The organism is Paenibacillus sp. An7 (assembly GCF_009870785.1).
Lineage (GTDB): Bacteria > Bacillota > Bacilli > Paenibacillales > Paenibacillaceae > Paenibacillus.
The window spans coordinates 205,527-219,819 of sequence record NZ_WTWX01000001.1 but is presented as its reverse complement, the minus strand read 5'-3'; the positions used below and the strand labels follow the sequence as shown (position 1 = coordinate 219,819).

At 40.0% G+C, this 14,293-nt stretch carries 12 protein-coding genes; 7 read left to right on the top strand and 5 right to left on the bottom strand.

Annotation, left to right across the window (positions count from 1 at the left end):
- Window positions 1-131: 131 nt before the first annotated feature.
- Window positions 132-1,313 carry a glycoside hydrolase family 130 protein gene (locus tag GQY27_RS00930; protein WP_160031640.1) on the bottom strand — a complete coding sequence of 394 codons (1,182 nt, stop codon included), beginning with the start codon at window positions 1,311-1,313 and terminating at the stop codon, window positions 132-134.
- Window positions 1,313-2,485, bottom strand: coding sequence for an AGE family epimerase/isomerase (locus GQY27_RS00925; RefSeq protein WP_160032015.1), 1,173 nt, complete (start codon window positions 2,483-2,485; stop codon window positions 1,313-1,315). The genes GQY27_RS00930 and GQY27_RS00925 overlap by 1 nt, the downstream gene beginning before the upstream one ends.
- A 227-nt stretch (window positions 2,486-2,712) precedes the next feature.
- Here GQY27_RS00925 and GQY27_RS00920 point away from each other — a divergent pair, with 227 nt between their 5' ends.
- The 7 genes from GQY27_RS00920 (at window position 2,713) to GQY27_RS00890 (ending at window position 10,416) form a co-directional block, all read left to right on the top strand.
- Window positions 2,713-4,026, top strand: coding sequence for an ABC transporter substrate-binding protein (locus GQY27_RS00920; protein WP_160031639.1), 1,314 nt, complete (start codon window positions 2,713-2,715; stop codon window positions 4,024-4,026).
- An 89-nt stretch (window positions 4,027-4,115) separates the two neighbouring features.
- On the top strand, window positions 4,116-4,997 hold the full coding sequence (locus tag GQY27_RS00915; RefSeq protein ID WP_160031638.1) for a carbohydrate ABC transporter permease: 882 nt from the start codon (window positions 4,116-4,118) through the stop codon (window positions 4,995-4,997).
- Complete coding sequence (locus GQY27_RS00910; protein ID WP_160031637.1) at window positions 4,997-5,830, top strand: carbohydrate ABC transporter permease; 834 nt, start codon at window positions 4,997-4,999, stop codon at window positions 5,828-5,830. Before GQY27_RS00915 ends, GQY27_RS00910 begins: the two co-directional genes overlap by 1 nt.
- 29 nt (window positions 5,831-5,859) lie before the next feature.
- Window positions 5,860-6,882: a glycoside hydrolase family 130 protein gene (locus GQY27_RS00905; protein ID WP_160031636.1), complete on the top strand. Its 1,023-nt coding sequence runs from the start codon at window positions 5,860-5,862 to the stop codon at window positions 6,880-6,882.
- A gap of 16 nt (window positions 6,883-6,898) precedes the next feature.
- Window positions 6,899-7,843, top strand: coding sequence for a glycoside hydrolase family 113 (locus tag GQY27_RS00900; RefSeq protein WP_160031635.1), 945 nt, complete (start codon window positions 6,899-6,901; stop codon window positions 7,841-7,843).
- A 322-nt stretch (window positions 7,844-8,165) separates the two neighbouring features.
- Entirely contained in the window at window positions 8,166-9,134 is a 969-nt protein-coding gene (locus tag GQY27_RS00895) for a glycoside hydrolase family 5 protein (protein WP_442950871.1), read from the top strand.
- Between the two features lie 151 nt (window positions 9,135-9,285).
- Window positions 9,286-10,416 (top strand): NAD(P)/FAD-dependent oxidoreductase, encoded by a 1,131-nt coding sequence (locus GQY27_RS00890; protein WP_160031633.1) that lies wholly within the window; start codon window positions 9,286-9,288, stop codon window positions 10,414-10,416.
- A 57-nt stretch (window positions 10,417-10,473) separates the two neighbouring features.
- Here the strand turns inward: GQY27_RS00890 and GQY27_RS00885 are convergent, their stop codons facing one another.
- From GQY27_RS00885 to GQY27_RS00875, 3 genes are all read right to left on the bottom strand, one after another.
- Window positions 10,474-11,844: a sigma-54 interaction domain-containing protein gene (locus GQY27_RS00885; RefSeq protein ID WP_160031632.1), complete on the bottom strand. Its 1,371-nt coding sequence runs from the start codon at window positions 11,842-11,844 to the stop codon at window positions 10,474-10,476.
- 159 nt (window positions 11,845-12,003) lie between these two features.
- Window positions 12,004-12,966 carry a DUF561 domain-containing protein gene (locus GQY27_RS00880; RefSeq protein WP_160031631.1) on the bottom strand — a complete coding sequence of 321 codons (963 nt, stop codon included), beginning with the start codon at window positions 12,964-12,966 and terminating at the stop codon, window positions 12,004-12,006.
- Between the two features lie 71 nt (window positions 12,967-13,037).
- Window positions 13,038-14,291 (bottom strand): L-lactate MFS transporter, encoded by a 1,254-nt coding sequence (locus GQY27_RS00875; protein WP_160031630.1) that lies wholly within the window; start codon window positions 14,289-14,291, stop codon window positions 13,038-13,040.
- Window positions 14,292-14,293 lie beyond the last annotated feature (2 nt).

Sequence of the window (14,293 nt, the reverse complement as noted above, 5' to 3'; positions counted from 1 at the left end):
TCCCACGGCTGTTGATTAAATATGAAGTAAACTAATGATGTAAAATTAATTCGTTATATGCATGTTAAGTATACCTTCTTCTGGGAAACGAATAAAGAAGATGAATGAATTAATGCAGCGACAAAGCGAATTTACTTCGTTATTTTTAATAAGGACTCATTCTTCTTAATTAGTTGTGCACGCTGTGCTGCGGATCCAAGGGAACGGAAAGTGTCAGCAGGTGTATTAAATGTATAATCAACTAATTTATCAATGGTTGTTGTAGCCACATGGATACGCGTATCGCTGGATGCATAGTAAATGAATACTTCTTTCTGATCATTAACAACCGCTCCGTTACAAAATACAACATTAGATACATCACCGACTCTCTCATCATCATAAGGAGCAAGGAAATGACCACCTGGTTTCGCGATGATTTCGGTAGGATCCGAAAGACTAGTCGCAAATGTATAGAGCACATAGCGCAGTCCGGCTGCTGTGTTTCTTACACCATGAGCAATATGAATCCAGCCACGATCTGTTTTAATCGGTGCAGGACCTTGTCCATTTTTCACTTCATACACGGTGTGATACTGACGTTCGTCAATTATAAATTCTTCATCAATTACAGGGTTTAAAATGTCTTCACAGTAACCAAAGGCAATTCCGCCTCCTGATCCTGTAGATATAAATCCGTCCTGAGGACGAGTATAAAACGCGTATTTTCCATCAACGAATTCAGGGTGAAGAACAACATTACGCTGCTGCGGTGAATTTGTCTTAATATTCGGAAGTCTTGTCCATGTCTTCAGATCTTGAGTACGTACGAATCCAGCTTGTGCAACTGCGCTAGATGTATCAAAAGGTGCTGCATCTGGATCTTTTTGTTCGGAACAGTAAATGCCGTAAATCCATCCATCTTCATGTTTCACGAGTCTCATGTCATACATATTGGTCTCATTCTCATCAATGTCTTCCCACACTAAAGGTTCTCCTACAAAACGAAAATGATCGATACCGTTATCGCTTTCCGCTGAAGCAAAAATAGATTTACGGTCCAGACCTTCGGTGCGTGATACGAGTACGTATTTTCCATCATGGTAAATGGCCCCTGGATTCAATGTAGCATTAATCCCGAGTCTTTCCATAAAGTAAGGATTTTGTTCTTCGTCCAGATCAAATCTCCAGTGCAGAGGAACATGATGCCGTGTAAGAACAGGATTTTCATAGCGATCGTAGATTCCATTATAAAATTGTTCGTTCACTTTATTTGGTTTATTCAGCAATTCCTCTTGTTTAGCAAGCAGTTCACCATATTTTTTGTGTACCATTACTCACTCATCCTCTCAATCATCTCTATACAAAAACGGCTGTTATGATAGGGACACTTCCAAGCTCCAGCGATTTCACGCTGATCATGGCTGCCATCTTCCTTAACTGCCCACACCCATTCGCTTCCTAGTCTTGAGTCGATAATATGATTTTTTGTATATTCCCATAGGTTTGTTACCAGCTTCATAAATAATGGGGCATTCGTACGCTGATATGCGTTATAGAATCCTACCATCGCTTCAGCCTGCACCCACCATATTCGTTTCGTATCTAAATGGTCTTCTTCCCGTTCATTAGCAAGGGAGCCATCGCTTTGAATGGCACTTTTTGCAACGGAATAAGCCAAATCAAGTATCATTTTTTGGTGATCGGGATGATCGGAACCAATAACTTTCATCGCGTCATCGATAAGCCAGCTTGCTTCAATATCATGACCGTAAGAAGTGAGGTCAAGCAGAGAATTCCAGTTCTGATCAAAGAAAACATGGAGTCTGCCTGTCTTTACGTCAAACATCCGATCATGAAGAATATGGAGCAAATTTTCAAGCGCAGTTCGAACTCTGCTGTCTGGCCATACACGATAAAGCGTAGTATACGCTTCCAAGATATGAATGTGAGTATTCATCGTTATGCTTGCGATGACATCATTTTCACTTAACATCTCGTTAGGTTGTTCCTGCCATGTGCGATTAAATTCTTCCTTATAAGCATTCGTCTCGGGTTTATAACCTTTATCTTCAATAAGGAAAAATAGAGACTTTGCCAGTTCTAAAGCTTCTACATTGTTTAATGCCCGATAATACTCACTTAAACTGTACACAGCAAAAGCCTGATTATAGATATGTTTACGCGTATCGAGGGGATTACCCTCATAATCAACAGACCAATATACACCGCCGAATTCAGGATCAAGAAGATTCTCTTTCAGGAAACGGAAGGAGTGATGGGCATGCTCAGCATAGGACTCAGAGTTTATGTAACGATATGCAGCTGAAAAAGACCAAAGAATTCTTGAATTCGCGATTCCGCCTTTTGCCGCTTTTTTGTCTAACTTCAAGCTGTAATCCAGCTCTCCGTAATACCCTCCTTGTTCCTCATCCTTCATGTTTGCCCAGAAAGGAAGTATATGAGATACCCATTCCTCTTGAATCTCGGCAGTTAAGGTGTTCAAAGATTCGACCAAAAAGTCACAACCTCTCTAAAATGAAATCTATTTAAGTAAACGATAACTTAATCAAATATTAAATTTCTTTTTAATGCTTGTCAATGATTTAACGGAAACAGATCTCTATAAAAGAAAAGGAGAACAGTAATAAAAATAAAGGTTGACTGGAAGCGTTATCAATATAAACTTTGTTTGTAACTTAATCGTTAACTTAAAAACACTTGAAAGGGGTTATGAAAGTGAGTAATAAAAAAGGGTTATTTAAGTTTTTATCTGTATTTCTCATTATCTCCATCTTGGCAGCATGTTCTTCTAATGGAGGAGATTCAAGTGCTTCAGACGATGATGGGGCAATTAAAGGAGAAATTACCGTGATCACGCAGAGAACAGATATTGTTGATACGGTATTCCAAGATTATGCCAAGAAATTTAATGAAAAGTATCCAGATGTAAAAGTAAATTTTGAAGCACTTTCTGATTATGAAGGTCAAATTAAAATTCGGATGAACACGGATGAATATGGTGATGTTCTTTTGATCCCAACGAGTGTTCCGGTTGCAGACCTTCCCAGTTTCTTTGAACCGCTAGGAAGCTATGATGAGATGAAAACCAAGTACACAGGTATTGAAGAACGAATGGTAGACAATACAATCTACGGAATTCCAGTTGCGATTACATACTCCGGTGTCATCTACAACAAGCAAGTGTTTAAAGATGCTGGTGTAACGGAAATCCCGCAAACGATTGATCAGTTCATGGAAGTTCTTAGAAGTGTAAAAGCAAACACAGATGCTACACCTTTATACACCAACTATGCCGCAGGTTGGCCGCTGACACAGTGGGAATCTGATCTAACGACGGTAGCTGGCGATGTTGATTATGTAAACGTTACACAGCCGAACAGTGATGATAACTTTGTAGCAGGTCAGCCGCACTACGATCTTTATAAAATTATGTTTGATGCGGCTAAAGAAGGTTTGATTGAACGTGACCCGACGACAACCGATTGGGAAAGTTCAAAAGCAGAGTTAGGACAAGGGAAAATAGCGACGATGGTTCTTGGATCTTGGGCAATTGACCAAATTAAAGCTTCGGCAACCAATCCAGATGATATTGGATTTATGCCATTCCCTACTAATGCAGACAACGTAATTGTACCGCTTGGTGCCGATTACAACCTTGCCATTAACGTAAATAGTAAGAATAAAGCGGCTGCAAAGGCATGGGTGGATTTTTTCATACATGATTCTAACTATGCAGTAGAACAAGCAGGCAGCATCAGTGCAGTGGTTGGTGCGGAACTTCCTGAAATTTTGAAAGAGTACGGGGATCAAGGTGTTGAGTTTAAAACCATTACCGCTTCCAAAGAAGGACAAGAAGGTTTAGTAGATAAGATTGATAAAGAAGCGGAAGTGGGTCTCTGGCAGCCTGACTTTAAGAAAAGAATTATTGAAGCTGCGCTTGGTAACCGGAAAGAATCTTATGATGACATAATGAAAGACCTGAATGATGCATGGGTTGAGGCTCGTAAAACAGTAGCCGAATAGAGAATAGTGAAAGGTTCAGAAGATCATCCAGGACCATGCCGATGATCTTCTGAAATTTCATAAAACGGCTGGATAAGTGGAGGTATGGCATGTTTAAATTATCTAATTTGAGTTACGCCAATCAGAGAAAATTAATTATACTGGCGTTCTCGTTCATCCCGATTATTCTATTAGTTACATTTGCTTACCTGCCTGTAGTGAATATGTTCAAATACAGTTTTACGAGCTGGAATGGTTACAGCAAAAACATGGAATATGTAGGGTTTAAAAACTATATCAACATTTTTACGAATCCTGAATATTTTGCTGTGTTTAAAGTAAGTTTATATTACTTTGTAGCCACCTTTTTCCAAATGGGTCTAGCTCTTTACTTTGCAACCATCTTAAGTTTTAAAGTACGGTTTAAGAACTTTTTTAAAGGGGTTTTATTTTTCCCTTATATGCTGAATGGGGTTGCTATTGGTTTTATATTTTTATTCTTCTTTAGACCAGATGGAACCTTTGATACATTACTGAATGCGCTGGGACTTGGTAAGTATATTACGCTTTGGCTTGGTAACCCAGACGTGATTAACATTTCACTTGCAAGTGCTTCTGTATGGAGATACATGGGATTTAACTTCATTATCTTTCTCGGGGCTATTTCCTCGATTGATAAAGATATTTATGAAGCGGCGGATATTGATGGTGCGAACAAATGGCATCAATTCAAACATATTATTATCCCAAGTATCAAACGAATCGTTCAACTGAATCTGATTCTTGCAATTAGCGGCGCAATCAGTGCTTTTGACATTCCTTACATTATGGTTGATGGAGCAAATGGCAGTAAAACGTTTGTTATACAGACCATTGATATGGCGTTCAAATACGGGAAGTTTGGTCTTGCTTCAGCGATGGCAGTGGTGCTCTTATTTATCGTCATCATTGTTACCTTGCTGCAGCGCCTTGTCATTAAGGAGGATAACTGATGTTTACCCTTAAGAAATCAGTAGCGTCGGCTATTAAATATATATCACTAATCGTGGGTTCTCTTGTCGCTATTGTACCGATTCTTGTTGTGTTTTTTGCTTCATTCAAAACCAAAGAAGAGTATGCAACAACAAGTCCGATTACACCACCGGCAGACTTTACAAACATAAGTAACTATGTAACTGCTTTTATTGATGGGAATATGCTTATCGGATTTATGAACACGTTTATCATTTTAATTATCTCCATTGTGGGTGCTACCTTAACAGGTTCTATGATTGCTTTTATCCTTAGCCGGTTTAAATTTAGAGGCAAAAAACTGCTTATGGGTGCTTTCCTGCTTGCCACACTGATTCCGAGTGTAACTACACAGGTCGCCACTTTCCAGATTATTAATGCTCTTGATCTGATGAATACAAGATGGGCGGCGATTGTTCTGTATCTCGGGACGGATATCATTGCGGTATATATTTTCTTACAATTCCTAGATACGATTTCACTGGCACTAGATGAGTCGGCGATGCTAGATGGTGCATCGTACTTTACAATTTATTGGAGAATTATTCTGCCATTACTTATGCCGGCGATCGTCACTGTCATTATTGTAAAGGGTGTCAATATTTATAATGACTTCTATACACCTTTCCTGTATATGCCGAAGACAGATTTACAAGTGATATCAACCGCATTGTTTAAATTTAAGGGTCCTTATGGTTCCCAATGGGAAGTCATCAGTGCGGGGATTATGATAGCGATTATTCCTACACTTATTATTTTCATGAGCCTTCAAAAGTATATTTACAATGGTTTAACAAACGGTTCAGTTAAATAACTTTCAGATAATGGAGAGGGGAATTCACAATGTCAAAAGTAAATATTATTGGACAAGCTTTGCCGAATATGCCATGGGAGAACAGACCAGAAGGGGTTACAACACCGGTGTGGAGACATTCCGCTAACCCAATTATCGATCGTAATCCGGTGAAAGGGATTGCTAGAATTTTTAACAGTGCAGTTGTGCCTTATGAAGATGGTTATATGGGGGTATTTCGTGCCGAAACAATCAACGGACGTCCTCATTTGCATTTGGGAAAAAGTAGCGATGGCTTACAGTGGGAGATTGAAGAAGAAGCAATTTTTTTTACAGATTTTAATGGTCAGCCGTATAGACCCAATTATGCTTACGATCCTCGCGTAGTAAAAGTAGAAGACACTTACTATATCATTTGGTGTACTGATTTTTACGGTGCTGCTTTGGGATTTGCCAAAACAGAAGACTTCAAAACGTTTACTAGACTTGAAAATCCATTCTTACCTTTCAATCGTAACGGAGTTCTGTTTCCGAAGAAGAAAGACGGTAAATTCTTAATGCTATCCAGACCAAGTGACAGCGGACATACTCCATTTGGTGATATTTTCCTTAGCGAAAGCCCTGATCTCGTATACTGGGGGAAACATCGTCACGTCATGAGTAAAGGCGGACAGGGATGGTGGCAATCTGTGAAGATTGGCGGCGGTCCTGCTCCAATTGAAACATCTGAAGGTTGGCTGATGTTCTATCATGGTGTGACGGGTACTTGTAACGGTTTTGTATATAGCATGGGTGCCGTTATCCTTGATAAAGAGGAGCCTTCAAAAGTGAAATATCGTTCCTCTACGTTCGTACTTACTCCGGAGACTTGGTATGAAGAGAGAGGATTCGTTAACAATGTTATCTTCCCTTGTGCCACTCTTCAAGATGCGGATACTGGCAGAATTGCGATCTACTACGGAGCTGCGGATTCCTATGTAGGTGTTGCTTATACCGAAGTGAATGAAATTGTAGAATATATTAAAAATACGCATGAAGATATAGCAGACGATCATGAGATCGGTCTCATCTAAGAAAGGGACAAGATAAATGTCGCTGGAACTCGAATATATGAAAGGCTTTACTTTTGGTTGGTTAAATAAGAAAGGTGACTTTACTAAATCGGAAGCAAAAGAATCACTCAGACTTATGAAAGAACGAACGAACAGCAATTATGTGATCTTTGCTCTTGCAGCGTTACAAGAAACTCCGCATACTACGCAGGTTGATTATAAAGGTGAGCATATGGTAGCGGATGAGGAACTAATCGAAATGATTCAGTGCGCTCGTTCCCTTAATATGAAAGTGGTATTAAAGCCTACCGTAAACTGCAGTGATGGAACTTGGCGAGCGCATATTAATTTCTTTGATCTAGATGTCCCTTGTGAGCCGAAATGGCATGATTGGTTTAAGAGTTACACGGAATATCAACTTCATTATGCAAGAATAGCAGAGGCTATGAACTGTGAAATGCTGATTGTAGGTTGCGAGATGGTACAAACCGAACGCCGCTCTAACGAATGGCGCGAGCTGATCTCTAGCGTCCGTGAGGAATATACAGGATTGATCAGTTATAACACAGACAAGTATCAAGAGTCTAATGTCAACTGGTGGGATGCCGTTGATGTCATTTCATCCAGTGGATACTATCCTATTGATGATTGGGAAAGACAGCTTGATCGTATTGAACAAGAAATTGGATCTTATCATAAACCTTTCTTTTTTGCAGAAGCAGGATGTCCAAGCCGTGAAGGTTCTTCTTACGTTCCGAATGATTGGGGACTTTCTGGCAGGGTGTCTATCGAAGAACAAGCACGTTACTATGAGGCGATGATTGAACATACACGTAAACGTCTGTGGGTGAGAGGCTTAGGGCTATGGGACTGGCCAGGTTTATTATACAAAGAAGAAAATGCGGTGACAGATGATGGTTACAGTGTATATGGCAAGCCTGCTGAACGTGTAATCAAAGCATTTTATCAACAAGAACTCTAAAAACAGCACAGCAGTGCCGATTGTTAAGTAATTGAAATTCTATCCTTATCTAATTTGTAAGAGAAATAGCAGATGGCCCCTAGTTGATTGGGGTCATCTTTTTTATTTGATTTGGCAGCGAAAATAAGCATTATTGACTATTTACTGTAAGCGTTTTCTCCTTTAAAATTCAAGTAACTTAATCGATAAGGTTAAGTAAAGGTAATTTTATTCTTTGCTTAAATAAGTTGATTATATTTCTGTGTTCACTCATCACGATTTACCTCCATCTATCAGATGAGAATTAAAATAATATAAAATGGGAGGTAGTTATATGCTTCGAATGAAAAAAAGTTTGATCTCGATGTTGGCTGTTCTCACTGTATTTGCCTTTGGGGGGACCCTGCCAAAAGCGGAAGCAGCTTCAGGATTTTATGTAAGCGGAACAAAAATCTACGACTCTACAGGAAAACCTTTTGTCATGAGAGGGGTTAATTATGCGCATTCATGGTTTAAGTCTGATCTAAATACGGCAATTCCAGCGATTGCAAATACAGGAGCTAATACTGTACGTATCGTATTGTCCAATGGAAGTCAGTACACGAAAGATGATTTGAGTAGCGTCAAAAATATCATTTCTTTAGTATCGCAGCATAAAATGGTCGCTATTCTTGAAGTACATGATGCCACAGGCAAAGATGATTATGCATCACTGGATGAGGCAGTAAACTACTGGATTAGCATCAAGGACGCTTTCATCGGAAAAGAAGACAGAGTTATGATTAACATTGCAAATGAATGGTACGGAAGCTGGAACGGCAGCGGATGGGCTGATGGATACAAAAAGGCCATTCCAAAACTTCGTAATTCGGGTATTAAAAACACATTAATCGTGGATGCGGCAGGTTGGGGTCAGTACCCGCAATCGATTGTTGATTATGGACAAAGCGTATTTGCAGCGGACTCTCAGAAAAATACAGTGTTCTCCATTCATATGTATGAGTATGCTGGGAAAGATGCAACAACCGTAAAGTCCAATATGGAGAATGTGATAAACAAGGGGCTTCCACTCATCATTGGTGAGTTTGGTGGATATCACCAAGGTGCAGATGTGGATGAAACCGCAATTATGAAGTATGGTCAAGAGAAAGGGATCGGCTGGCTAGCATGGTCTTGGCATGGAAATAGTGCAGAATTGAATTACTTAGATCTGGCAACAGGTCCAAATGGAAGTCTTACAAGCTGGGGTAACACTGTGGTTCATGGTACAAATGGAATTAAACAAACTTCGGTTAAAGCCGGTATCTTTTAATCGATTTGTTGATGTTGATCGTTAGGTTCCATAAGAATAGATCGTTGGTTCTATAAGATGAAGAAAATATTTCACTTTCACAAACCCGCCTTCTTTTTGAAGTGCGGGTTTGTTATCATGGATACAGGTTGTAAGGAAAGGAATGTAATACATGAAGAAGAAAGTCATCGTCGTAGGTTCAGGGATTCTAGGAGCATCAACAGCTTACCAATTGGCGAAAAAAGGAGCAGAGGTCATAATTATAGACCGCGGTGATAAAGGGCAAGCCACCGATGCTGCTGCCGGGATTATATGTCCTTGGTTATCACAAAGACGTAATCAAGATTGGTACCAGCTTGCTAAAGCAGGCGCGAGCTTTTATCCTAAGCTGATTCAGGAGCTTGAAGCCGAAGGGGAAACAGAAACCGGATATGCAAAAGTGGGTGCTCTTAGTATCCATACCGATGTAGAGAAAGTTGCGAAAATTGAGGAAAGAGCACATAAACGAAGACCAGATGCACCCGAGATAGGCGATATTACTAGACTTGATGAGAAAGAAACCCGCGAACGTTTTCCTCTATTAAATGAAGATTACCATGCTGTACATATCAGCGGTGCGGCGCGTGTTGACGGACGGGCGCTGCGTGAAGCACTGATCCGCTCGGCGGAGCGGAATGGGGCAATTGTAATTCATGGGGATGCAGTACTTCAGTATCATTCAAACCGAGTAACGGGGGTCACTGTTAATAAAGAGAGCATTTCAGCTGATAAAGTGATTGTGTGTGCTGGTGCTTGGGCTGCGTCTTTAATGGCACCTCTAGGTATTTCTTTTCAAGTTAGTTATCAAAAAGCACAAATTATGCATCTGCAAATTCCAGATGGTGAGAATACAAATGAGTGGCCTGTAATTATGCCGCCTTCTGATCAATATTTGCTTTCTTTTGGAAACCAAAAAATAGTGATTGGAGCAACACACGAAAATGATATTGAAGGTTATGATACAAGGGTTACCGCAGGCGGGATGCATGAAATACTTACAAAAGGGCTGGAAGTGGCATCAGGTTTAGCAAACAGCTCACTTCAAGAGGTGAGAGTTGGATTTCGTCCCTTTACACCCGGATTTTTACCAGTGTTTGGTGCAGTTCCGGAGTGGGAGGGCGTGTTAGCCGCCAATGGACTTGGTTCATCGGGTCTAACGATGGGACCTTACATTGGAAGTCAGTTAGCTGCATTAGCACTCGGCATGCCACTGGATATAGATATTAACCCTTATGATTTGCGAAAAGCAATGGAAGGAAACTAAATATAAAAAAGGAGATCTAGATAATTGTATTACTTTTATCCAGATCTCTTTTTGTTTTCAATGTTCGTCTTTTAAGATCTCTTCCATTTTTTTAAGTTTTCGATAGATCACAGAACGATGAATATCTAATTTCTGAGCAGCTTCACTTATGTTTCCCTGGCAGGAGTCAAGCACTTTCTCAATATATCGTCCTTCTGTGATCGTCGTGAAATCTTTTAGTGAATGAAATTGAGTCTGATTGTTGTTAATGAAATGATCGAGTGCAAACCAGTCTGTAACCATTTCGTTCATTTTTTTTAAAGGTAGACTATTGATAACGATCAATCGTTCAACATAATTACGTAACTCCCGCACATTTCCCGGCCAACTAAGCGATAATATATGCTGAAATTCTTCTGCACTTAATAAAAATTGTTTGTTGTATTTTTGATTGAATTCATCGATAAACCTAGAGACGAGACCCACGATATCTAATTTCCGATCACGAAGGGGAGGAATATGAATAGGGATGACGTTAATTCGGTAAAAGAGATCTTGTCTGAATTTACCTTGCTTTACGAGTTTCCAAAGGTCACAGTTCGTAGCGGCAATAAAGCGACAATCAACCTTAATATTTTCAATTCCTCCGACTCTTCGAAGTTCGTTTGTCTCAATGACCCGAAGTAGCTTTGTTTGCATATCCAGAGGCATCTCTGACAGCTCATCAAGAAATAGGATCCCTTGGTGAGCTGTTTCAATAAGCCCTATTTTACTTTTTGAATTACGGTCATAGACACCATCTTCATAGCCAAACATTTCATATTCAAATAAAGAATTCGGAATGGCAGCGCAGTTTAAAGTGACAAAAGGACCATTTCTACGATTGCTTTTTTGGTGTATATAATTAGCGATCACCTCTTTACCTGTCCCTGATTCACCAGTGATCAGAATCTTGCTGTCATAAGGAGCGATTTGATCACATGCTTTAATAATCTGTTTCATTGCAATACTTTCAGCCACAATATCTGGAGGAGATACCGTCTTATCAATCTCTTTGTTAATAAGCTCACTTTCCTGAGCCTCTCGTTTACTTTCTTCAATCGAACTTTTATTAGAGGTTGTAACTACAAGCTGAATTTCTCCATCTGGCTCAAGTATCGGAATGGAAGTAGATAGAATGCCAAACCCCCGGTTTGTATTGATTTTTTTCGTTACTCTTTTTTTGGTTTTGATTGCTTCCATCGTAATTGAATAATCGTAGTATCCCGCACTCACAAGATCCATGACGTTAGATCTTAAAATCTCTTCAAGCGGTATTCCCAGTGTAATTGCTGTAAATTCATTAGAAATTAAAATATTCCCAAAACGATCTGTTACGAAGAGGGTAGAAGGAGATTCATTCTGATCATTCTGCCCATGCGATTTTCCCGAAATCTCTGTGTTTGTCATAAGTGTCATTCCTTTATTAGCAAACCAAGTTTATTTCTTGAATAAGAAGTACTTCATTATTATAGGGAGTTTAAACTATTTTAAACAAATGATATGAAAAGGGTCGTAACATATAAAAACCTGGACATTCAGGATGAATATCCAGGCGTAAGTGTGATATTAAGCAAATGCTAACTCGCGTGCCTCATGGAATTTAACTTTTCCAAGCTTTTCAAATACTTGTTCTGCTTCTGCAAACATGGAAGTAATCATTTCCTCTACCGTTGTGATTTCGTTGCACAATCCGCAAATCTGACCAGCCATGACAGAACCATGATCTGTATCTCCTTCAAAAACAGCTCTACGCAAGGAGCCAAGAGACAATTTTTCTAATTCATCTCGGCTTGCTTTTGCATCTTCAAGTTCTAGGTATTTCGCAATCATACTATTCTTAATACTGCGAACCGGACCTCCAATACTGCGGCCTGTTACCGTTGTACTTGTATCTGTAGCTTCAAGTACTGCTTTTTTAAAGTTCTCGTGAGCTGGGCATTCTACAGTTGTTAAGAAACGAGTACCTACTTGAACACCTTGAGCACCTAAAGCAAAGGCAGCTGCAACACCTCGGCCGTCAGCAATACCGCCAGCACCGATTACAGGAATAGACACAGCGCTCACAATCTGAGGAAGAAGAGCCATTGTAGTCGTTTCGCCTACATGTCCGCCAGCTTCTGTTCCCTCAGCAACGACAGCGTCAACTCCCAAAGATTCCATTTTCTTAGCAATTTTTACGGAAGGGACTACAGGAATAACAATAATATTGTTTTCTTTAAAGGTTTGCATGTATGGAGCCGGATTTCCCGCACCAGTGGTTACAATTTTAACCCCTTCTTCAATAACGACTTGAATAAGTTCTGGGATGTTATGCATCATGAGCATTAGGTTCACGGCAAATGGTTTATCTGTAATTTCACGAGTTTTACGAATTTCTTCACGAAGACGATCAGCGGATAATCCGCCAGAACCAATAATACCAAGCCCGCCTGCATTAGATACAGCACCTGCAAGAGGAGCGAGAGCGATTTGTGCCATAGCACCTTGGAAGATCGGGTATTTAATTCCTAGAAGTTTAGTAATAGACATGTGTAATTCCTCCTAAAGATAATGAAGTATTTTTTTTGATTTTTTTGATTCATTATTTAATTATTTATTTGTTATTCTGCTGCTTCCATTGACATCTGTTTGGATGTTGAATTTTGTTTATTCTTTTTATCCATTGCGTTATAGACGAATGTTAACAGTAGACCAACTAGAGAAATAACGAGTGCGATGTAAAATGCGTTAGTGAAATTTCCATCATTCGCTGCAGCTACACTAGAAGCAATTCTCGGTCCAAAGAATGCAGCTCCAGAATATCCGATGAAGACAACTCCGTAATTTACACCATAAAATTTCATACCGAACTTTTCTCCTACAATGGAAGGGAAGATCCCCATGGTTCCACCGAAGCAAAGTCCGATACCCACAATAGCAATGACAAAGCCAGTAACGGTAGAAGACTGTGCAATAATAAACATCATGATTGAAATTACGAGATAGATCATCATAAGGCATTTAAATCTACCGATTTTATCGGAAACGGCACCCCAGAATACACGACCGAGGCAATTGCTTAGACTGTACAAACTAACATAAAGTGCAGCTATTGCCGGAGTTAAACCAAACATCGTTTGACCAATTACAGAAGCATTGGAGGTTACCATCATTCCGGACAGTGCACCAATCAAGAACATAGATGCAATGACATAGAATAATGGAGTTTTGATCATTTCCTTCCAGTTGAGGTTCACGCTGTTTTTTGGGCTTGAAGTGACTGGAGGAATCCAACCTTCCGGAATGTACCCTGCTGGTGCTGGCTTAACCAAGAAGCCGCAGCCTAGAATAATAATGAGGAAAGCAATACCCAGAGTAACCATCGCCATATTAACACCGCTGCTGCTGATTAGAGCATTCGCAATAGGGGAGATAATCACCGTACCGCCGCCGTAACCAGCCGTTACGATACCAGCTGCAAGTCCGCGTTTATCCGGGAAAAGCTTCGCATTGTTACCAATCGTTGAAGCATAAACGATCCCTTGTCCAATACCAGCGATTAAACCATAAGTGATATAAAGCATCCATGGAGCGGTTGCCAGCCCGGATAGCAGGAAGCCGAGACCAAACATCGTACCGCCAATAAAGATCGCTTTCTTCGCTCCGCCTTTATCCACTAATTTACCGCCGAGAATCATTGGGACAGGAGAAATAGCAGCATTGATGGTAAATGCCATCATAATATCTCCCATCGAAGCATTGAATTTTTCGGATAATGGCAAGGCAAATATACTGAAGGCGTACACCGCACCTACACATAAATTAATGAGGGTAGAAGCCCACAAAATCGTCCATCGATTCAGTTTTGTTTGCATGA

Bases quoted from the DNA above. Each gene is read 5' to 3' on its own strand.
- GQY27_RS00930 (WP_160031640.1), bottom strand. From the start codon at position 1,313: ATGGTACACAAAAAATATGGTGAACTGCTTGCTAAACAAGAGGAATTG.
- GQY27_RS00920 (WP_160031639.1), top strand. From the start codon at position 2,713: ATGAAAGTGAGTAATAAAAAAGGGTTATTTAAGTTTTTATCTGTATTT.
- GQY27_RS00915 (WP_160031638.1), top strand. From the start codon at position 4,116: ATGTTTAAATTATCTAATTTGAGTTACGCCAATCAGAGAAAATTAATT.
- GQY27_RS00910 (WP_160031637.1), top strand. From the start codon at position 4,997: ATGTTTACCCTTAAGAAATCAGTAGCGTCGGCTATTAAATATATATCA.
- GQY27_RS00905 (WP_160031636.1), top strand. From the start codon at position 5,860: ATGTCAAAAGTAAATATTATTGGACAAGCTTTGCCGAATATGCCATGG.
- GQY27_RS00900 (WP_160031635.1), top strand. From the start codon at position 6,899: ATGTCGCTGGAACTCGAATATATGAAAGGCTTTACTTTTGGTTGGTTA.
- GQY27_RS00895 (WP_442950871.1), top strand. From the start codon at position 8,166: ATGAAAAAAAGTTTGATCTCGATGTTGGCTGTTCTCACTGTATTTGCC.
- GQY27_RS00890 (WP_160031633.1), top strand. From the start codon at position 9,286: ATGAAGAAGAAAGTCATCGTCGTAGGTTCAGGGATTCTAGGAGCATCA.
- GQY27_RS00885 (WP_160031632.1), bottom strand. From the start codon at position 11,844: ATGACAAACACAGAGATTTCGGGAAAATCGCATGGGCAGAATGATCAG.
- GQY27_RS00880 (WP_160031631.1), bottom strand. From the start codon at position 12,966: ATGTCTATTACTAAACTTCTAGGAATTAAATACCCGATCTTCCAAGGT.
- GQY27_RS00875 (WP_160031630.1), bottom strand. From the start codon at position 14,291: ATGCAAACAAAACTGAATCGATGGACGATTTTGTGGGCTTCTACCCTC.